The 19,430-nt window shown below is 62.4% G+C and carries 13 protein-coding genes, 1 tRNA gene and 3 pseudogenes; 8 read left to right on the top strand and 9 right to left on the bottom strand.

The window, feature by feature from the left end; all coding sequences use genetic code 11:
* Positions 1–26: 26 nt before the first annotated feature.
* Positions 27–494: a GNAT family N-acetyltransferase gene (locus tag LDP01_RS10320; RefSeq protein WP_224088880.1), complete on the bottom strand. Its 468-nt coding sequence runs from the start codon at positions 492–494 to the stop codon at positions 27–29.
* Between the two features lie 52 nt (positions 495–546).
* Complete coding sequence (gene nboR / locus LDP01_RS10315; RefSeq protein WP_224088878.1) at positions 547–1,158, bottom strand: nicotine blue oxidoreductase; 612 nt, start codon at positions 1,156–1,158, stop codon at positions 547–549.
* Between the two features lie 185 nt (positions 1,159–1,343).
* On the opposite strand from nboR, the gene LDP01_RS10310 reads away from it, so the two are divergent.
* Positions 1,344–1,535 carry a YegP family protein gene (locus LDP01_RS10310; RefSeq protein WP_223934473.1) on the top strand — a complete coding sequence of 64 codons (192 nt, stop codon included), beginning with the start codon at positions 1,344–1,346 and terminating at the stop codon, positions 1,533–1,535.
* Between the two features lie 94 nt (positions 1,536–1,629).
* Here LDP01_RS10310 and aceE read toward each other — a convergent pair whose 3' ends face one another.
* On the bottom strand, positions 1,630–4,419 hold the full coding sequence (gene aceE / locus LDP01_RS10305; RefSeq protein ID WP_224088876.1) for a pyruvate dehydrogenase (acetyl-transferring), homodimeric type: 2,790 nt from the start codon (positions 4,417–4,419) through the stop codon (positions 1,630–1,632).
* A 291-nt stretch (positions 4,420–4,710) separates the two neighbouring features.
* Here aceE and LDP01_RS10300 point away from each other — a divergent pair, with 291 nt between their 5' ends.
* The 4 genes and pseudogenes from LDP01_RS10300 (at position 4,711) to LDP01_RS10285 (ending at position 9,614) form a co-directional block, all read left to right on the top strand.
* Positions 4,711–6,276 carry an NCS1 family nucleobase:cation symporter-1 gene (locus tag LDP01_RS10300; protein ID WP_224088874.1) on the top strand — a complete coding sequence of 522 codons (1,566 nt, stop codon included), beginning with the start codon at positions 4,711–4,713 and terminating at the stop codon, positions 6,274–6,276.
* A gap of 13 nt (positions 6,277–6,289) precedes the next feature.
* Positions 6,290–7,052, top strand: a pseudogene (locus LDP01_RS10295) (aspartate/glutamate racemase family protein).
* 49 nt (positions 7,053–7,101) lie between these two features.
* Positions 7,102–7,870: pseudogene (locus tag LDP01_RS10290) on the top strand (SDR family oxidoreductase).
* Between the two features lie 256 nt (positions 7,871–8,126).
* Entirely contained in the window at positions 8,127–9,614 is a 1,488-nt protein-coding gene (locus LDP01_RS10285; RefSeq protein ID WP_224088871.1) for a cation:dicarboxylate symporter family transporter, read from the top strand.
* A gap of 70 nt (positions 9,615–9,684) precedes the next feature.
* Here LDP01_RS10285 and LDP01_RS10280 read toward each other — a convergent pair whose 3' ends face one another.
* Together LDP01_RS10280 and LDP01_RS10275 are read right to left on the bottom strand one after the other, a co-directional pair.
* Entirely contained in the window at positions 9,685–10,080 is a 396-nt protein-coding gene (locus tag LDP01_RS10280) for a sterol carrier family protein (RefSeq protein WP_224088870.1), read from the bottom strand.
* Between the two features lie 44 nt (positions 10,081–10,124).
* On the bottom strand, positions 10,125–11,141 hold the full coding sequence (locus tag LDP01_RS10275) for an asparaginase (RefSeq protein WP_224088869.1): 1,017 nt from the start codon (positions 11,139–11,141) through the stop codon (positions 10,125–10,127).
* A gap of 89 nt (positions 11,142–11,230) precedes the next feature.
* Between LDP01_RS10275 and purD the strand changes: the two genes are divergently transcribed.
* Complete coding sequence (purD, locus tag LDP01_RS10270; RefSeq protein WP_224088868.1) at positions 11,231–12,589, top strand: phosphoribosylamine--glycine ligase; 1,359 nt, start codon at positions 11,231–11,233, stop codon at positions 12,587–12,589.
* 2 nt (positions 12,590–12,591) lie between these two features.
* Positions 12,592–13,530: a phosphoribosylaminoimidazolesuccinocarboxamide synthase gene (locus tag LDP01_RS10265; protein WP_224088867.1), complete on the top strand. Its 939-nt coding sequence runs from the start codon at positions 12,592–12,594 to the stop codon at positions 13,528–13,530.
* A gap of 73 nt (positions 13,531–13,603) precedes the next feature.
* Here LDP01_RS10265 and LDP01_RS10260 read toward each other — a convergent pair.
* Positions 13,604–14,885 (bottom strand): annotated as a pseudogene (locus LDP01_RS10260) (helix-turn-helix domain-containing protein).
* 124 nt (positions 14,886–15,009) lie between these two features.
* Here LDP01_RS10260 and LDP01_RS10255 point away from each other — a divergent pair.
* Positions 15,010–15,231: a hypothetical protein gene (locus tag LDP01_RS10255; protein WP_224088866.1), complete on the top strand. Its 222-nt coding sequence runs from the start codon at positions 15,010–15,012 to the stop codon at positions 15,229–15,231.
* A gap of 286 nt (positions 15,232–15,517) precedes the next feature.
* Here LDP01_RS10255 and LDP01_RS10250 read toward each other — a convergent pair.
* From LDP01_RS10250 to LDP01_RS10240, 3 genes are all read right to left on the bottom strand, one after another.
* A tRNA-Pro gene (locus LDP01_RS10250) sits at positions 15,518–15,594 on the bottom strand.
* 75 nt (positions 15,595–15,669) lie between these two features.
* Complete coding sequence (locus LDP01_RS10245) at positions 15,670–17,502, bottom strand: ABC transporter ATP-binding protein (RefSeq protein ID WP_224088865.1); 1,833 nt, start codon at positions 17,500–17,502, stop codon at positions 15,670–15,672.
* The gene (locus tag LDP01_RS10240; protein ID WP_224088864.1) at positions 17,499–19,298 is read right to left on the bottom strand and encodes an ABC transporter ATP-binding protein; all 1,800 of its coding nucleotides are present in this window, start codon (positions 19,296–19,298) and stop codon (positions 17,499–17,501) included. The genes LDP01_RS10245 and LDP01_RS10240 overlap by 4 nt, the downstream gene beginning before the upstream one ends.
* Positions 19,299–19,430 lie beyond the last annotated feature (132 nt).

The following is a 19,430-nucleotide window of genomic DNA, read 5'->3' as shown; positions in this document are numbered from 1 at the left end:
GCCGTCTAAACGCGCACAAATGCTACCTACTTGGGCGAGAGGGTGAGCTCCATGAACACGCTGTTCGGGTCCAGAGTGTAGTCGGCGAAGGGCGGGCATTCGGTGAATCCATGCCTGGCATACAAGCGACGCGCGGGCGCAAAGTACTCTTCAGTTCCCGTTTCCAAGCTCACACGTTCGTATCCCCGCCGGCCGGCTTCGGCCACGATATGTTCGAGCATGCGGGTGGCCACTCCCCGCCCACGGGCAGCGGTGGTGGTGCGCATCGACTTGATCTCAGCATGCCCCGCGGCCAGTTCCTTCAGTGCCCCGCATCCCATCAACAGGCCGTTTTCCCGGGCTGTCCAGAACGTGATCGTTTCATGCGACAAGGCCGAATGGTCCAACGCGTGCACGCTTTCTGCCGGCGACGTCGCAAACATATCCGCCAGATGCTCGCTGAGGAGCTGATGAACATCCGGGCGCGTGGGATCGTCAGGTGCAATCTGGATCATGGATTCAAATTTACCGGCTCTGGATGGGTCGGCCCTACGCTCAACTCCGCAGTCAGTCCTCCAGCAAGTGCAACTGGTCCTTCGTATCCAGGTCCTCTCCCGAGCAGAGATCGCTGCAATCCACCAGGTCCACCAGACCCGGATGCGCCTTGAGGAAGGATCGCGCCCCCGTGTCACCATTCGCCGCTTCCGCCGCTTGGGATCTGAGCCCGACGTCGATAATCACCGGGTGCCGACGCTTAAGGCGGCCTGACTCGTCAGGATAGGCTGCTGCCGTGACCCGACCAGGACGGTGGCTGCCCAGCAATCGGCTGACCGCCGTCGGGGTCAATCCGGGCTGGTCCACCAACGCCACCATGATGCTGTGTCCGGGTGAGGCGGCCTCGATTCCTGCGCGGAAAGAGCCCGCCATGCCTTTGGCCCAGTTCTTGTTCTCCACCACCGTGTACGTCCGTAGATCGGTGGTGCTTCGAACGCGGTCCGCCTCGGCCCCAACAACCACCACGACCTCCCGGCAGCCGCCGTCGAACAGGGTATCGGCGAGCACCTCAACCAGCGTTCGGCCGCGGTAGGGGAGCAGCGCCTTGGGTCCGCGGCCCAAGCGCGTACCGGCCCCCGCAGCAAGCAAGACGCCCGTAGTGGGCGCCACGCCGGATTCAGTCATATCCTCACGATACGCGCGGGCATCCGTGAGGTCTGTAGCTCCTTTGGGGCTTTCCACGACATCTACCAAAATCGGTTGCAAACTACTCCTCAGTAGGTCTGTTGGTAGGTTCCGACGGCCATTATTGTCTGTAGGGAATTGTTCAAATCGCTCTAATGCAATGATGCGTGGAGGAAAAGGGGAAGATGGCGGGCAGTTTCGAAATACTCAAGGCCGGGACGAACACGTTCAGGTTCCGACTCACAGCCGATGACGGCACAGTTGTGGCAGTGTCGCCACAGTTTCCCAATTTGAAGGCCGTCGTGGCGGGTATCAACGCGGTCCGCGAAAACGCGGCAACCGGATTCGTCGTAGACCGGAGGAACCTGGGCACCTGAGCCTCCCCCGCAGTACACCAAAAACACAGTTGGCGGCAGTGTTCTTCATGAACACTGCCGCCAACTGTCTTATTGCCTTGTCATGCGTCGGTTGTTAGGCATCGCCGCCCGCTCCGCCGGTGGTGCCGGCGTTCACATCGAGCAGTTTGTAACGGTCAATGGCGTACGACGGCGCACCCTCCTCGACTTCGCCCCTCGCCGCCAGCAACTGGAGGGTTTTGGCGACGATGGAGTGGGTGTCGTTTTTGAAGTAGCGGCGGGCGGCTTGGCGGGTGTCGGAGAAGCCGAAGCCGTCTGCTCCGAGGGAGGCGAAGTCGTTGGGGATGAATTGGCGGATTTGGTCGGGGACGGCTTTCATGTAGTCGGACACGGCGATGACGGGTCCGGTGGTGCCGGCGAGTTGTTCGGTGATGAACGGGGTGCGGGCGGGTTGGCCGGGGTTGAGGAAGGCGTGTTCTTCGGCGGCGAGTCCGTCGCGTCGGAGTTCGTTCCAGGACGTCACGGACCAGACTTCGGCGGCGACGCCCCAGTCCTGGGCGAGGATCCGGGCGGCTTCCAGGGCCCAGGGTACGGAGACGCCGGAGGCGAGGATGTTCGCGGTGGGCCGGTTGGTACCTGTGTTGGCGGCGCCATTGGTGTTTTCCGGGGCGGGGGCGAGGCGGTAGATGCCCTTGATCAGGCCGTTGATGTCCAGGTTTTCCGGTTCGGCGGGTTGGGTGATGGGTTCGTTGTAGACGGTGAGGTAGTACATCACGTTTTTGTCGGATGCGGTGCCGGTGCCGTCGTTGTCGGGGCCGTACATTTCTTCGAGGCCGTGGCGGATGATGTGGCCGATTTCGTAGCCGTAGGCGGGGTCGTAGGTTTTCACGGCGGGGTTGGTGGAGGCCAGGAGGGGGGAGTGCCCGTCGGCGTGTTGGAGTCCTTCGCCGGTGAGGGTGGTTCGTCCTGCGGTGGCGCCGATGATGAAGCCGCGGGTCATTTGGTCCGCGGCGGCCCAGAAGGAATCTCCGGTGCGTTGGAAGCCGAACATGGAGTAGAAGACGTAGATCGGGACCAGGGGTTCGCCGTGGGTGGCGTACGCGGTGCCGGCGGCGGTGAATGCTGCGACGGCGCCGGCTTCGTTGATGCCGGGGTGGATCAGTTGCCCGGCGGGGGATTCCTTGTAGGCCAGGACGAGGTCCCGGTCCACGGAGAGGTAGTTCTGGCCCTTGGGGTTGTAGATTTTCGCGGTCGGGAAGAACGCGTCCATGCCGAAGGTGCGTGATTCGTCCGGGACGACGGGCACGAACCGGGCCCCGAAGTTTTTGTCCCGCATGAGGTCTTTCAGGAGCCGGACGAAGGCCATGGTGGTCGCGGCTTGTTGTTTGCCGGAGCCGCGTTTGGCGACCTCGTAGGACTTGGCTTCGGGCAGGGTCACGGGGGTGTGGGTGCGGCGGCGTTCGGGGACGAAGCCGCCCAGTTCTGCCCGGCGTTCCATGAGGTATTTGATTTCCGGGGCGTCCATGCCGGGGTGGTAGTACGGGGGCCGGTAGAGGTCCGCGTCGAGCTGGTCATCGCTGATGGGGATGCGCAGGTGGTCACGGAAGGCCTTCAGGTCCTCCATGGTCAGCTTCTTCATCTGGTGGGTCGCGTTGCGGCCCTCGAAGTGCGGGCCCAGGCCGTAGCCCTTGACGGTTTTGGCCAGGATCACGGTGGGTTTGCCCTTGAACTCGGTCGCTGCCTTGTACGCGGCGTAGACCTTGCGGTAATCGTGCCCGCCGCGTTTGAGGCCCCAGATCTGGTCATCGGTCAGGTCAGCGACCAGGTCCTTGGTCTGCGGGGACTTGCCGAAGAAGTGGTCCCGGACGAACCCGCCGGACTCGGCCTTGTAGGTCTGGTAGTCACCATCGGGGGTTTCGTTCATGATTTTCACCAACGCCCCGTCCTGGTCCGCTTCCAGCAGGGAGTCCCATTCCCGGCCCCAGACGACCTTGATCACGTTCCAGCCCGCACCGCGGAAGAACGCCTCCAACTCCTGCATGATCTTCCCGTTGCCGCGGACGGGCCCGTCCAGGCGCTGGAGGTTGCAGTTGATCACGAAGTTCAGGTTGTCCAGGTTCTCGTTCGCCGCGAGCTGGAGCAGGCCGCGGGATTCGGGCTCGTCCATTTCCCCGTCGCCCAGGAACGCCCAGACCTGCTGGTCGGAAGTGTCCTTGATGCCGCGGTTGTGCAGGTACCGGTTGGACTGGGCCTGGTAGATCGCGTTCATCGGCCCGATACCCATCGACACGGTCGGGAATTCCCAGAAGTCCGGCATCAGGCGCGGGTGCGGGTACGAGGACAGGGCATGGCCCTCACGGGACTTCTCCTGGCGGAACCCGTCCAGGTCCTCCTCCGAGAGGCGGCCTTCCATGAACGCCCTGGCGTACATGCCCGGGGACGCGTGTCCCTGGAAGAACACCTGGTCCCCGCCCGAGGGATGGTCCTTGCCGCGGAAGAAATGGTTGAACCCGACCTCGTACAGGGTCGCCGCGCCGGCATAGGTGGAAATATGCCCGCCCACCCCGATATCGGCCCGCTGCGCACGATGGACCATGACCGCGGCGTTCCACCGCATGTACGCACGGTACCGGCGCTCGAACTCCTCGTTCCCCGGGAATTCTGCTTCCTGGTCCACCGGGATCGTGTTCACATAATCAGTGGTCGTTACCATCGGCACACCCACCGACCGGGCACCGGCACGCTGCAACAACGAACGCATAATGTACTGGGCACGCTCCGTGCCCTGCTCCGCGATCAACGCATCAAGGGACTCAATCCACTCCGCGGTCTCTTCCGGATCACGATCAGGCAGCTGGGCAGTCAACCCGCTGAGGATGTGTGAGGTCTCTTCTCCTGCAGCCACGTCCAACCTCTCTTCATTGAATGTCTGGGCGCTTGCTCTGTGGGGGCGCTCAAGGAATTTCGTATTGTGAGAATAAAATTCTGCAATTCGAGATTACGTCTGCCGATGGGCAGCGTCAACACGGATTACGTAACCGCAACAGTCAACTGGGAAAGGCCGGGTCATTCAACCAAATGTGACCCTCCATACGCTTGTGACGCCTTGACGTGACGTGACCTGGGTCATAGAGTACTTTCACTATTCAATAACTTGTTTCCGCTTTGTGGAAACAGTACGAAGTGGAGATCCACGATGCAGACGACTTCATCAGTCGGCGTCACTGAGACTCCGGAAGACAAAACAGCAGGTGGGCCCAACCACCCGGCCGTGGGCAACACGGACCTTTGCGCTATTGCTTCCGAAGCCGCAGGCCGTACCATCAGCCCCAGTCTTTACAACATCGACCTCGCCCCCACCAAGGCAGCCGGCCGCAAGTGGACGAGTTACAGCATCTTTACCCTCTGGGCCAATGACGTCCACAGCCTGGGTAACTACGCGTTTGCCATTGGTTTGTTCTCCCTCGGACTGGGTGGCTGGCAGATCCTGGTGGCACTGGGAATCGGGGCTACCCTGCTCTTCGCCCTCTTGAACTTCTCGGGATTCATGGGCCAGAAGACCGGCGTCCCCTTCCCCGTCATGAGCCGGATCAGCTTCGGCATTCGGGGCGCCCAAATCGCCAGCCTGGTCCGTGGCGCCGTGGCTGTCGCCTGGTTCGGTATCCAGACCTACTTGGCATCGGTGGTACTTCGCGTGATGCTCGTCGCCATGGCCCCTGGCCTGAAGGACCTGGACAGCAACTCCATCCTTGGCCTTTCGACGCTGGGCTGGCTCTCCTTCGTGGCGCTCTGGATCGTCCAGCTGGTCATCGTCAGCTTCGGCATGGAAATGATCCGGAAATACGAGGCCTTCGCGGGTCCCATCATCCTGGTGACAATGGCTGCGATTGCCGTCTGGGTCTTCATTGAGGCCGGGGGCGCCATCCAGTGGAGCGGCATCAAGGGACTCGAGGGCGCCGACATGTGGCTCACCATCTTCGCCGGCGGGGCATTGTGGGTTTCCATCTACGGAACGTTTGTCCTGAACTTCTGCGATTTCACCAGATCCTCTGTGTCCAGGAAGTCCATCGTCAAGGGCAACTTCTGGGGCATCCCCATCAACATGCTGGTATTCGGTGCAATCGTGGTGGTGATGGCCGGTGGACAGTACAAGATCAATGGCACAGTCATCGAGAGCCCGTCGGACATCGTCCAGAGCATCCCTAATACTCTTTTGCTGGTCCTGGCTTGCCTTGCCTTGCTGATCCTGACCATCGCCGTGAACCTGATGGCCAACTTCGTGGCACCCGTCTACGCACTGACCAACCTTTTCCCGCGGCATCTGAATTTCCGCAAGGCAGCATGGGTCAGCGGCATCATCGGCCTCATCATCCTGCCGTGGAACCTCTACAACAACCCGATCGTCATCGTTTACTTCCTCGGTGGCCTGGGCGCACTGCTCGGCCCGCTGTTCGGAGTGGTCATGGCTGACTACTGGCTCGTCCGCCGTGGCAAGGTCAACGTCCCGGAGCTCTACACCGACGATCCCAAGGGCGCGTACTTCTACAAGCGGGGCGTGAACCCCAAGGCCATTGTTGCCATGCTCCCCGCGGCCGCCCTGGCTATTGCAATCGCCTTCATCCCGGGATTGGCTGCAGCGGCGCCGTTCGCCTGGTTCATCGGAGCCGGTGTAGCCGCGCTTACGTACTTTGCCGTGGCTGACAAGAAGCAGGCCCACGACGACGTCTCCGGCGAACCGATCGCCGTCGCCAGCACCCACTGATATAGAGGAAACCATGCGCATCCTTGTCGCAAACGTGAACACTACGCAGTCCATGACCGATTCCATCGCCGCCCAGGCCAGGGCTGTTGCGGCCCCCGGCACTGAGATCGTTGGCATCACTCCGCGCTTTGGCGCCGACTCCTGCGAGGGCAACTTCGAGAGCTACCTTGCCGCGATCGCCGTCATGGATGCAGTGGTCAACTATCCCGAACCGTTCGACGCCGTTATCCAGGCAGGCTACGGCGAGCACGGCCGCGAGGGGTTGCAGGAGCTCCTCGATGTCCCGGTGGTGGATATCACCGAGGCCCGCTGCCAGTACTGCAATGTTCCTTGGCCACAAGTACTCCGTGGTTACCACGTTGGACCGTGCCGTCCCCTTGATTGAGGACCGCCTCAAACTTGCCGGGTTGGAGGCACGATGCGCTTCCGTCCGCGCCAGCGGTATGGCTGTACTGGAACTTGAGGAACATCCGGACCGCGCGGTCGAAGCGATTGTGGGCCAGGCCGAGCAAGCTGTCCTCCAGGACAAGGCCGAGGTGATTGTCCTGGGCTGCGGCGGCATGGCCGGCCTCGACGAGCAGGTCCGACAGCGGACCGGCGTGCCCGTTGTTGATGGAGTGGCGGCCGCCGTCACCATCGCTGAGTCCTTGGTTAGGCTCGGCCTCACCACCTCCAAAGTCCGTACCTATGCCACGCCGCGTCCGAAGACTGTCATAGGCTGGCCGATAACAGCAGCCCAGACGGCTGCGGGGCAGCCCGTAGAAGCAGCGCTCTGACGCTGCTTGCAGCAGCTGTTTTGAAGGCGATTCCCCGAAAGGCCACCACATGACTGACCCACGCCCGCCCGCAGACCCGAGGGTCGCCGTCGTGACCGGTGCCGGTTCCGGCATTGGGGGGGGCCGTTGCGCGGCTCATGCTTGCGGAGGGTTACCGCGTGGCGTTGGCGGGGCGTCGCGAAGCGCAGCTGCTGGAAACCGCGGACAACCATCCGGATGCCCTGGTGGTGCCGTGCGATGTGACAGAGCCCGACGCCGTCGCCCGCCTTTTCGCTGAGGTTCGCCAGCGCTGGGGCCGCGTTGACGTGCTGTTCAATAACGCAGGCATCTTCGGGCCAGCCGGCGATGTTGGCGAGATCGACGTCGATGGGTGGGAGGCCACGTTGCGCGTTAATGTCACGGGTTCCATGCTGTGCGCCGCGGAAGCCGTGAGGACCATGAAGGCCCAGGAACCGCAGGGTGGCCGCATCATTAACAACGGCTCCATTTCTGCGCATTCGCCCAGGCCCAGGTCTGTTGCGTACACGGTGACGAAGCATGCGATGACGGGCCTGACCAAGAGCATTGAGCTGGATGGCCGGGACTTTGGCATCACGTGCGGGCAGATCGATATTGGAAATACCCGTACCGAAATCATGGACACCATCGGTGTGGGCTCAGGTGCGTTGCAAGCCGATGGCAGCCGGCGCGTGGAGCCGATGTTCCCCGTGGAGGATGCCGCGCGTGCGGTGCTCATGATGGCCAACATGCCTGCATCGGCCAGCGTTGGTTCCCTGGTGGTGACAGCCGCTGGCATGCCGTTCATAGGCCGGGGCTAAGTACCGGCCACGCCTGAGTGTGTTGTGCTGACCCTTTTGCTTCAACCGTGCCCACGGCACGCCCATTTCCCGGGGCGTGCCGTGGGTTTTTCCTTGTCAATAGAGGTCAGGAAGCCACGACGCCGCGGCTTGGCAACCAATTGTGACTTTCCGCAATATGGAAATTCAATTTCCCCTTGCGGAATGATGTGAGCAGGCTTACATTTGAAAACAACCCCCAAGTGTGGGGCTGTTCCCAACTGATTGGTTCAGATCAATGAAGATCCCAGACTCTGCGGCGCTGAAGGCGAGTTCGGCCCCGCTGAAGAAGAAGCCACTGTACAAGTCGCTCTTTTTTCAAATCCTGATCGCCGTCGTCGCAGGTGTGCTCATCGGTCATTTCTGGCCGAACCTCGGGTCCACCCTCCGGCCGCTGGGTGATGGATTCATTCAACTCATCAAGATGATCATCGCCCCGCTGATTTTCCTCGTGATCGTCACGGGCATCTCCGCAGTCGGCGACGTCAAGGCGGTCGGAAGGGTCGGGGTCAAAGCACTCCTCTACTTCACCTGCGCCACCCTCTTCGCCCTGGTCTTCGGACTCATCGTGGGCAACATCGTTCAGCCCGGCGCCGGCCTGAACATCGATCCCTCCACGCTTTCCCAGGAAGCCGTGGACGCAAAGACCGGCCACGCCGTTCCCAAGGACGCCGCTGCCTTCCTGCTGGACGTCATCCCCACCAGTGTGATCGGCGCCTTCGCCAACAACAGCCTGCTCCAGGTGCTTTTCTTCTCCGTCTTCTTCGGCGCCGCGATCGTGGTCATTGGCCGCCAGCGCTGCCTGCCCGTGATCAGCCTCATGGAGACCGTCCTGGAGCTGATCTTCAAGATCATGTCCTGGATCATGAAGGTCGCTCCGATCGGTGCCTTCGGCGCCATGGCCTTCATCATCGGCCAGTACGGGCTTGGCACTCTCGGCACGTATGCGCTGCTGATCGCATCCTGCTACGGAGCCGCGATCGTCTTTATCGGCCTGCTGTTCCTGGTGGCCTGGGGCTTCGCCCGTGTTCCGCTGTGGCACTTCCTGAAATACACCCGCGAGGAATTCCTGCTTGCACTCGGCACGGCCTCCACTGAAGCGGTCATGCCGCGCATCATGACCAAGTTGACCAACGCCGGCTGCTCCCGGGCAACCACCGGCCTGGTGGTTCCCACCGGCTACTCCTTCAACCTTGACGGCGCAGCGATCTACCTTTCCATCTCCCTGCTGTTCCTGGCCCAGGCGTTCGGCCATCAACTGGACCTCGGTCAGCAGCTGGCTGCGCTGGGTGTGCTGCTCTTGACCTCCAAAGGCATGGCGGGCGTCCCGGGCTCATCGTTCCTGGCCCTCTCGGCCACGGCTGCCGCCCTTGGCATCTTCCCGGTTGCCGGCGTAGCACTCCTCCTCGGAGCCGACCGCCTCATGGACTCCATGCGCGTCGTCGTCAACCTGCTGGGCAACTGCGTAGCCACCTTCGTTGTAGCCAAGTGGGAAGGCCAGTTCGACCGCAGCGTCATGGTCCGTGCCTTCAACGGCGAGATTACCAACGAGGATTCAGCCATCATGCTGGGCCAGGAGGAAGTGTTCGAGGAGCAGGAGCTTGAGCGCCTCAGCGAGGGCCACCACCCCTCACCGAAATTCCGTGGAGGTCCCACAGCGGACGAAATCCCGCAATTCGAGATGAGCAAGCCAGGCCAACCAACCACCCCGGTTTGCCCCGACTAACTCCATGGTTTGTGTATGGCCAATGCCCTTAAGACACGGTCTTGAGGGCATTGGCCGTACACAAGACCCGTCAGAGGGGAAGCAGTTCCGAGAGGTCCGCGCGCAGTCCGGACGCGGCAACGCGGCCAGCCGAAACGGCGTCTCCCCACGAGATCCGGCCGGTAACCAACTCAAGCCAGGTGGCGGCGTCGCACTCTATGACGTTCGGGGGAGTGCCGCGGGTGTGGCGGGGCCCCTCCACGCACTGGGTGACGCCGTAGGGCGGGACGCGGACCTCCACCGAATTGCCGGGCGCACGGGCGGTGACTTCCTCGAGCGAGTAGCGGACCGCCGTCGCGATTAAAGAGCGCGACGGCGGGGTCCGGGATTCCGTGCCAGGCTCACCGGCCGGTTCGACGGCGGATCGCCAGGCTGCCAGCGCAGCGCGGCCCTCGTCGACGTCAATGCGGCGTCGTGCAACTGCCATGGTTTCTTTCCTTATATAACTAGGTGGGTCAGTAACTGGCCGGCTCAGTCGAGCATCGCGGATACGGCGTGGCCAAGGCGGATTTTGCCCACGGGCCGCCCACCGCCCAGCACGGGTTCAACCACCCGTTCCAGGACGTTGGAAACTGCGGGAATGTCCACCGCCCCACTAACGGCAAGAAGGGTCAACCCCACCAGGGACGTAGCGCGGAGATTCCCGTCCAGCATCTTGACGGCCACCGTAGCGCCGGTGGAAGTGGCAAGGACCAGGATCCCTTCGGCGCCAATCTTGGCCAGGATGTCGAGCTCTTCCATGACGATCGTGTTCGACTCGCCCTTGCCCTGGACCGCCCATGGGTAGTCCAGCATGGAGGTGGCGATGGTTGCGGCGCGTGCGTTCGAGGAGGAATCTCCCGGTGACTTCGCCAACCGGGAATACGCCCGGGCCAGTCCGGTCAGCGAGATCGCCGCAACTGGTGCCCCGCAGCCATCGATGCCCAGGTGGGAGATCGTTTCGCCGCTGTATTCCTCGATCACGGACCGGACGCGCTGCTGCAACGGATGATTCGGCTCAAGGTAACTGCGGAGGTCCCAACCGTTTTCCGTGCACGCCCAAAGGAAAGCCGCGTGCTTCCCGGAGCAATTGAAGGCGAGCCTGGTCTGGCCGCGCTCGGAGCGGACCAGCCAATTGCGGGCGGTTTCGTCCTGCGGCCACGCTGTGGGGCACTGAAGCTGGTCCTCGCGGACACCTGCCGCTTTGAGCATTCCCTCCACCACATCCATGTGGTCCAGTGAACCGGTGTGGCTTCCGCACGCCACAGCCACCTGCGCGCCCCGCAGCGGGACGCCGGACTGCATGGCGGCGAGGGCCTGGAATGGTTTCAGGGTGGAGCGCGCCAGGATGGGAGCATCGATGTCACCCAGCCGGGTGACCACGCTTCCGTCACCGGCAAGGACCACGGCAGCACCGATGTGCCGGGACTCGATGAAGCCACTGCGTTCGATGACTGCCAGTTCGACGGCGGACTCAACGTTGAACGTTTCATGCGAACTCATGGGCATGAGGCCAGTCTAGGGCGCGACGGCGGTGTTCCCCGGTCACACGCGAGGTCCGGGCGCGGTTCCGGATCCAGTCATCCGCTGCCGGGGGAATGACACAGCTTAGGCCCCGCGCCCTACACAAAGTACCCTTGAAGACTGTGAAGGTACTCGTCATTGGCCCAGGCGGCCGCGAACACGCCATTGTCCGCTCTCTGCTTGAAGATCCCAACGTTTCCGAGGTCCACGCGGCTCCGGGCAACGCGGGCATCAGCAAACTCGTTCCCACGCACGCAATTGACGGGAACAACCCGGAAGCCGTGTCCGCGCTCGCCACCAAGCTGGCAGTGGACTTGGTTGTCGTCGGCCCGGAGGCTCCCTTGGCCGCCGGAGTGTCGGACGCCGTCCGTGCCGCCGGGATCCCGGTCTTCGGACCCAGCAAGGAAGCCGCCCAGCTCGAAGCGTCCAAGGCGTTCGCCAAGCAGATCATGGCTGAGGCCGGCGTTCCCACGGCCATGGCCCGCGTTGCCACCAACGCCGAGGAAGCAGCCGATGCCCTTGCTACGTTTGGCGCTCCGCACGTTGTGAAGGACGATGGCCTCGCCGCAGGCAAGGGCGTTGTAGTCACCAACGATCGCGAGGAAGCACTCGCGCACGCGCAGGCTTGTTTCGACGCCGGTGGAACAGTTGTCATTGAAGAGTTCCTCGACGGACCCGAAGTTTCCTTGTTCGTCCTCTGCGATGGACGCACCACCGTTCCCCTGTCTCCGGCGCAGGACTTCAAGCGCATCTTCGACAACGACGAAGGCCCCAACACCGGTGGCATGGGCGCCTACACCCCCCTCGAGTGGGCTCCCGAGGGCTTGGTCCAGGAAGTTATCGACCGCGTCGCCCAGCCCACCGTGGATGAGATGGCCCGCCGCGGCACACCCTTTATCGGTGTGCTGTACTGCGGCCTTGCACTCACCTCGCGCGGCACGCGCGTCATCGAGTTCAACGTGCGCTTCGGCGACCCCGAGACTCAGGCAGTCCTCGCCCGGCTCAAGACCCCGCTCGGTGCGTTGCTTCTGGCAGCTGCCAAGGGCGAACTGGACACCGCCGAGGAGCTGCGCTGGTCCAAGGACACGGCAGTCGCCGTCGTCGTGGCCGCCGAAAACTATCCGGATGCTCCCCGCACAGGGGATCGCATCCGCGGCCTGAAGAAGGTGGACGAGCTCGATGGCGTCCACGTTGTCCACGCCGGCACCAAGCTGGACGCGGAAGGCAAAGTGGTTTCGGCCGGCGGCCGCGTCCTCGCCGTGGTCGCGCTCGGTTCGGATCTTGTGGAGGCCCGCGAAAAAGCGTACGACGGCGTTGAGCTGGTTCAGCTTGAAGGCTCACAGTTCCGTACGGATATCGGAGGCAAGGCCGCCCGCGGCGAAATCCGAGTGCCCTACGCAGCAACCGGAACCATCCCGAAAGTACAGGCCTGAGCATGACTGATTCGCTCCCCACGGGCGGCTTTAAGACCGAGACCCTGCAGCTTCCGGGCTGGAGGCACGTCTATTCCGGCAAGGTTCGTGACCTCTACGTCCCAACCGATGAATCCATCACGGAAAAGGTAGGGCAGGAATGCGTACTGGTGGTTGCCAGCGACCGCATCAGTGCCTATGACCATGTCCTGAGCAGCGAAATCCCTGACAAGGGCCGCATCCTGACGCAGCTCAGCCTGTGGTGGTTCGATCAGTTGGACGTTGAGCACCACGTGCTGGCCTCCACGGTTGAGGGTGGCGTTCCGGCCGCGGTCGAAGGCCGGGCCATGATCTGCAAGAAGCTGGAGATGTTCCCGGTGGAGTGCATCGCCCGTGGCTACCTCACCGGTTCCGGGCTGGAGGAGTACAAGCAGTCCCGCACGGTCTGCAACATCCCGCTTCCCGAGGGGCTTGTTGACGGTTCGCGCCTGGAGAAGGCGCTGTTTACGCCATCTGCCAAGGCGGACGTCGGCGAGCACGACGTCAACATCACCTATGACGACGTCGTCGCCATGGTCGGTGACGACATCGCCGCCCGCCTCAGCGAACTCACGCTGAAGATCTACACCCGTGCTGAGGAGATCGCCCGCGAGCGGGGCATCATCCTGGCCGACACCAAGGTGGAGTTCGGCCTCGACACGTACACGGGCATCATCACGTTGGGCGATGAAGTCCTTACCCCGGACTCCTCCCGTTTCTGGGACGCATCCACTTATGCGCCGGGCAAGTCGCAGCCCTCGTATGACAAGCAGTACGTCCGCGACTGGCTAACCTCGGCCGAGTCGGGCTGGGACAAGTCCTCGGACACGCCACCGCCGGCCTTGCCCGCTGAAGTCGTGGAGCGCACTCGCGCCCGCTACGTGGAAGCCTACGAGAAACTCACAGGGCGCACGTTCGCCTGAACCTTTCCCCAACTGGGTAGCAGATAAGGCCGTTTTGAGCTCTCAAAACGGCCTTATCTGCTACTTACTTGGGTTAGCTGGCTTCGGAGTGCGCTTCCGGGTGTGATGCAGCGGCGCGGCGTTCCGCCAGGCGGATCTCCAGGACAGCATCCATGGCTTGCTGGACCCGGTCCGAGGCGCCGGCTGCACTGAAGTCGTGCTGGGCCTCTTCCAGGTAGTGCAGGGGCCTCCGTGGTTTCACCTGCTGCCTTCAAGGACTTTCCCAGCAACAGGGAGACCTCTCCAGCCGTGTGGCGGGCCAACACCTTGCGGTCCTTGTAGATCTCGCGAAGCTTGTCCACCGCGGCCGGAATATCGCCCGTCAGGTAGAGCCAGCGGGCACGGATGAACGCTACTTCAAGCTGGTCCGTCTTGTTTCCCCCGACAATGGACAACGCCAGCTCAGCACGTTCAATCGCGGACAGGGTTTCGGGCTCAACAATGCCGGAGGACAACCTGACGGCCGCCGATGCCTTGTTGAAACGGGCCCACAGTTCGATGTCGTTGGCCGGGGAGAGCAGCTTCGCCGCGCGTTCGTGGTGCTTGATGCCCTCCACGTAGTCGTGCCGCATGAAAGCAACGTTGCCCACTACCCACGCTACCTCGCCGGCCAGTTGGGACATGGAGTGCTCGTCCATGTGCTCGACCATGGTCAGGCAGTACTGCCATGCTTCATCCAGCTTGCCGCTCTCCGCGAGGGCGCCGATCAGCGCGCGGTGCGCGCCGATGATCAGCGTGGATCCCTTGGGCAGCTGTTCGGACAGTTGCACGGCCTTCTTTGCATGCTCGACGGCGGTGGCCAGCTGACCCTGTCCGTGACAGACTGCGGCAAGCATCTGCCATGCCCGCACGCCAAGGCCCGCTGATTCCGTGGCCATGGGATGTTCCAGCAAGTGCTCAACAATTTGTTGGCATTCTTTGAGCTGGCCTTGCTTCATCACGCATTCGGCCTGCATGTAGGTCATGTTCCACCAGGCGCTGTTGTTCTTCGCCTCGAGGGCGATCTGCGCCGCAGTGGCTGCGTGGCTTGCTGCGAGTTGGTAGTCGCGCAGGTCCCATGCTTGCCGGGCATACAAGCCGGCGAGCACGTACTCTGCATCGCTCACCGAAACGGGCTGGCTCCAGGCTTCCAACGCCTTGGGCGCCAACTCAAGCCTGCGTGCCAGCTCCTCGATGACCTCGGCAGTCGGCTCGCGTCGACCTGTTTCTAGCAGCGAAATGTAGCTCGGGGAATACAGGTTTTTGCCCAGTTCTGCCTGCGTCAACCCGCGTTCGAGCCGTTCGGCACGTAGCTTCTCGCCGAATCCGTTTCCCACGGGGCCCTCCTACAGGTGTCTTTTGACCTAAACCTTGACAGTCTCTGTGGAAAACATTTTACAATGTATGTCAACAGGGACCGTGCAATTTCCGTAACGAATCCGACTCGCATTGGGGAACAATATGTTCAAGAAAATGGCTGCTTCTGTGGCCTTGGCAGGCGCTCTCGCTTTTACGGTTGCGGCTCCCGCAGTCGTCTCTGCTGCTGCAGCGGCAGATTCCGGCTCGGTAAGTGCTATTGGTAACTGGCCCGATCCTATGAGGTCCACCACCACGGCACCTACCAAGTCCGGTGACACGACGTACACGACGTCGTCCATCGGCAACTGGCCGGATCCTATGTAAATCAGTAACTACTGAGGAAAACCCCGGAGCGTGACGAGCGATGCTCCGGGGTTTTCTTTTGCCCGGGAGCGCTCCGGCGACACCCACATTCGCCCAGGAGCCGGCAACGGGCAGACGACACCCGGATTTGGGAGTCGCTGTCGGGGACGCGTGGCGCGGGTGAAGATGCGCAACGTGGTGGAAGCGCGTCGTGGGTGGCTGCTCCGGGGGATCCAGGGAATCCGGGGGATCCGGGGGATCCGGGTAAACGAAAATGGCGCCGATTTCTCGACGCCATTTTCGTATTTGGTCGGGATGACAGGATTTGAACCTGCGACCTCTTCGTCCCGAACGAAGCGCGCTACCAAGCTGCGCTACATCCCGATCCGCTGCGAAAGCAACTGTTCAAGGATAGCTGAATCGCTGCGGGATGCGAAATCGAGAAGACGGTGTCGCTCCTCACACGAGCGAGTCCCTCCATGCACCATGAAGCCGCGCAAACCGGCCGCCACCGGTGATCAGCTCGGCCGGTGTTCCGTCCTCGACAATCCTGCCGTCGTGGACCACCAGCACCCTGTCTGCTGTCTCCACAGTGGAGAGACGGTGGGCGATGATGATGGCAGTGCGGGCAGCATTCTGGCCGGCGACACCCTCCAGAAGATGCGCAAGCCCTGCCTGGACCATCCGCTCCGAAGGAATATCCAGCGACGACGTTGCTTCGTCCAGAATCAGGACGGCCGGCGCGGCGAGGAAGGCCCTGGCGAAGCCGATAAGTTGGCGCTGGCCCGATGAGACGCGCCCACCACGCTTATTGACATCCGTGTCATATCCTTCGGGCAAGCTCAGGATGAATTCATGGGCGCCCACTGCTTTAGCCGCAGCCTCTATTTCGGCTCGGGAAGCTTCAGGTCGTCCCAATGCGATGTTCTCCGCCACGGAGCCACTGAAAAGGAAGGCTTCCTGGGTCACCATGACCACTGCGCGGCGTAGGTCGGCGGTAGCGAGGTCGCGAAGGTCAACTCCGTCCAAAGTGATGGCACCGGACGTGACGTCGTAGAAGCGCGCAACGAGTTTGGCCAAGGTGGACTTACCGGCGCCTGTCTGCCCGACCAGGGCAACGGTTTGGCCAGCGGGAATGTGCAGGTCCAGCTTGGGCACAACCACCTTGCCATCGCTGTACCCGAACTGCACACCCTTGAAGTCGATCTCTCCGCGTGAACTGTTCAGCGGCACAGGGTTCTTCGGAGGCCGGACGGTAGGCACTTCCTCCAGGAGCCCGGATACTTTTTCCAATGCCGCCTGTGCGCTCTGGAAAGAGTTGTAGAACATGGCCATCTGGTCCACCGGCTGGAAGAAGCGCTTGGTGGACAGGATGAGGGCCAGGAGGACGCCCACGGCGAGGTCTCCGCTGAGCACCCTGAACCCGCCGAACAACAGGACTGCAGCCACACACACGTTGCCGATCAGCACCAGTCCCGGCTGGAAGATGCCGTTCAGGTTGATGGAGCGGACGGTGTTCTTGCGGTAGTCCTCAGCCAGTGCGCCATAGCGGTCAGCGTTCTCACGCTCCTTGCGGAACGCCTTCACTGCACGGATACCGGTCATGGTTTCTACGAAGTGCACGATCAACCGCGCCGAAACCACGCGGGATTCCCGGAAGGCAATCTGTGAATGCTTTTGGTACCAGCGCGCGAGGAAGAACATGGGCACACCCGCCGCAAGCATGATCAATCCACTGCGCCAGTCCAAGGCAAATACCGTGAAGGCCGTGAAGAGCATGAACAGCATGCCCGACGCGAGGGAGCTTACGCCGGAGTCCAGCAATTCCCGCAGCGCTTCGAGGTCCGAGGTTTGACGGGCGATGATGCGGCCGGACGTGTACTTCTCATGGAATTCAAGGCTCAACCGCTGGGTGTGCCTGAAGACGCGGACCCGGAGGTCCAGCAGCATGGCCTGGCTCAATTGGGCTGTGGACGTTACATACAGGGCCGTCATGGCAGCCGTGGCAACGGCCGCAGCCAGGTACAACGCACCGGCGAGCACCAACGGGCCATTGTCACCGGCTTGCAATGCGGGCAAGGCGGTGTCGATCCCAAAGGCGATCAGGGCCGGCCCAGCAACGCGGGTGAGCTGCGAAACCACCACCATCACGATCGTCATCCAGAAACGCAACCGCACCGGGCGGATCAGCGAGCCCAGCAAGGCGAGTGACCGGCGTCGTACTGCTTTGCTGTCTGCTTTGCTCAGGAGCGTGTTGTCCTCGTTGGCGGTTCCAAAGGTTGTGGCGCTCACCGGCGGGCCTCCTCGGCGTCTTCGAGCTCGTCCAGTTCGCTGTCCAGGTCTCTCGGTCCGGTATCCAGGCTTGCGATGACGTAGCGGTAGTGGGCGTTTTCGGCCAACAGTTCCGTGTGGGTTCCGACTGCGGTGATGGTTCCGTTCTCAAGCAATGCCACGCGGTCCGCCAATGCCACGGTCGAAGGCCGGTGTGCGACGATCAGCGTGGTTGTCTCGTGAAGTACCTCGCGCAGCCTTGCTTCCACGCGTTCCTCAGTGTTGACGTCCAAGGCCGAAAGAGGATCGTCCAGGACCAGGACTTTTGGCTTCGCAGCGATGGCCCTGGCGAGGGCAATGCGCTGCCGCTGGCCACCTGAAAGGCTCAATCCTTCCTCACCAATCAGGGTGTCGACACCGTCCGGCAAAGAGTACGCGAAGTGGGCTTGCGCGACGTCCAAAGCTTCGTCAAGGGCGGCCTCGCTGGGCTCAGCGGCGCCGAGCAGGACGTTGTCCCGTACCGAGCTTGAGAACAATGTGGTGTCCTCGAAAGCCACCGCCACGATCCGCCGGAGTTCCTCGATGTCGTAGTCGCGGACGTCCACGCCGTCAATCGTCACGGAGCCTTCCTTGACGTCGTACAGGCGGGGGACCAGTTGCAGCAGGGCGCTCTTGCCACTGCCGGTGATGCCCACCAGTGCCATGGTTTCGCCCGGACGAATGTCCAGGGTGATGTCGTGCAGGAGCATCCCGCCGTCGTCGAATCCGAAGCCCGCGTGCTCAAAGCGCAAGGCTCCCCTCACCGTTGCCGGCACCTCGGCATGATCCGGCGAAGTGATGGTGTTCTCGGTATCCATGACTTCGAAGTGGCGGTCCAGTGCAGTCTTGGCAGTCAGTGCCATGGCCAGGAGCATGCCGGAAAATTCCACGGGAGTGGCCACCACGGCGGCGGTGGCGAAGAACGCAACCAGCGAGCCGATACTCAACTGTCCGCTTGCTGCGAGCATGATGCCCACCACCAGTCCGACGCCCAGTGCCAACTCAGGCAGCAACGTGACCACCAGCGTGAAGCCGGCTTGCTGCTTCGCCTTGGCAATCTCCGTCTGCCGCAGCTCTTCCGCCTGACCGTTGAAATTCTCCAGCGCTTCGCGGCTGCGGCCGAAAGCCTTCAGGACGCGGATGCCGTGGACGGACTCTTCCACGGTGGTAGCAAGATCGCCCGCCTGATCCTGGCTGAGGCGTGTGACCCGGCTGAAGCGACGGCGGAAGCGGAACGAATTGACCATGATCGGCACAGCCGCGCCGAGGAAGATCAACGCCAGTTGCCAACTCATGGAGAACATGACTCCGACGCCAATAATCACTGTCAACGTGGTGACCACCAGCATGATCGCGCCGAACGCCATCCAGCGGCGCAGAAAACTCAAGTCCGTCATGGCGCGGGACAGCAACTGGCCGGAGCCCCAGCGATCATGGAAAGACACTGTGAGCTGCTGGAGGTGACCGTACAGCGATACTCGCATCCTCGTCTCAACCGTCGTGGCCGGGTTGATCACGAACTGCCTGCGCAAGGCCACCAGTCCGGCTTCGGCCGCACCAAGCGCAAGAATCACGACGGCGGCAATCCAGACAGCGCCTGGGTCACCCCCGGGTTGAAGCGACGTGTTGACCAATACACGCAGCACCTGGGGGATGGTCAGCGCGACGATGCTGGCGAGCAGTGCACAGAGGAGGCCCATAAAAAGCCGGGGGAGGATGGGCCGCACATGAGGGTACAGGCGGCCGACGGATGTGAAGAATGACGTTTGTTTGGACATGCCCGCTTCTCAACAGCTGGATCTTCAGATGGTGCGGAGGTAGTTTCCCGTAGCAACTACCCTATGCCATGCCGTGATTCGTTTCACAGGACCACACTTTGGTATGTGGAAAGTTCCCCAGTTATTGGGATT

It is taken from the genome of Arthrobacter sp. StoSoilB13 (assembly GCF_019977255.1).
Classification (GTDB): Bacteria; Actinomycetota; Actinomycetes; order Actinomycetales; family Micrococcaceae; genus Arthrobacter.
Note: the sequence above shows the minus strand (reverse complement) of the source record. Positions and strands in the feature narration are given on the sequence as shown.

Excerpts from the sequence above, each read along its gene's own strand:
- LDP01_RS10285 (WP_224088871.1), top strand. The coding sequence starts at position 8,127 with ATGAAGATCCCAGACTCTGCGGCGCTGAAGGCGAGTTCGGCCCCGCTG.
- LDP01_RS10300 (WP_224088874.1), top strand. The coding sequence starts at position 4,711 with ATGCAGACGACTTCATCAGTCGGCGTCACTGAGACTCCGGAAGACAAA.
- LDP01_RS10255 (WP_224088866.1), top strand. The coding sequence starts at position 15,010 with ATGTTCAAGAAAATGGCTGCTTCTGTGGCCTTGGCAGGCGCTCTCGCT.
- LDP01_RS10320 (WP_224088880.1), bottom strand. The coding sequence starts at position 494 with ATGATCCAGATTGCACCTGACGATCCCACGCGCCCGGATGTTCATCAG.
- LDP01_RS10265 (WP_224088867.1), top strand. The coding sequence starts at position 12,592 with ATGACTGATTCGCTCCCCACGGGCGGCTTTAAGACCGAGACCCTGCAG.
- LDP01_RS10310 (WP_223934473.1), top strand. The coding sequence starts at position 1,344 with ATGGCGGGCAGTTTCGAAATACTCAAGGCCGGGACGAACACGTTCAGG.
- LDP01_RS10275 (WP_224088869.1), bottom strand. The coding sequence starts at position 11,141 with ATGCCCATGAGTTCGCATGAAACGTTCAACGTTGAGTCCGCCGTCGAA.
- nboR (WP_224088878.1), bottom strand. The coding sequence starts at position 1,158 with ATGACTGAATCCGGCGTGGCGCCCACTACGGGCGTCTTGCTTGCTGCG.
- LDP01_RS10280 (WP_224088870.1), bottom strand. The coding sequence starts at position 10,080 with ATGGCAGTTGCACGACGCCGCATTGACGTCGACGAGGGCCGCGCTGCG.
- purD (WP_224088868.1), top strand. The coding sequence starts at position 11,231 with ATGACACAGCTTAGGCCCCGCGCCCTACACAAAGTACCCTTGAAGACT.
- LDP01_RS10240 (WP_224088864.1), bottom strand. The coding sequence starts at position 19,298 with ATGTCCAAACAAACGTCATTCTTCACATCCGTCGGCCGCCTGTACCCT.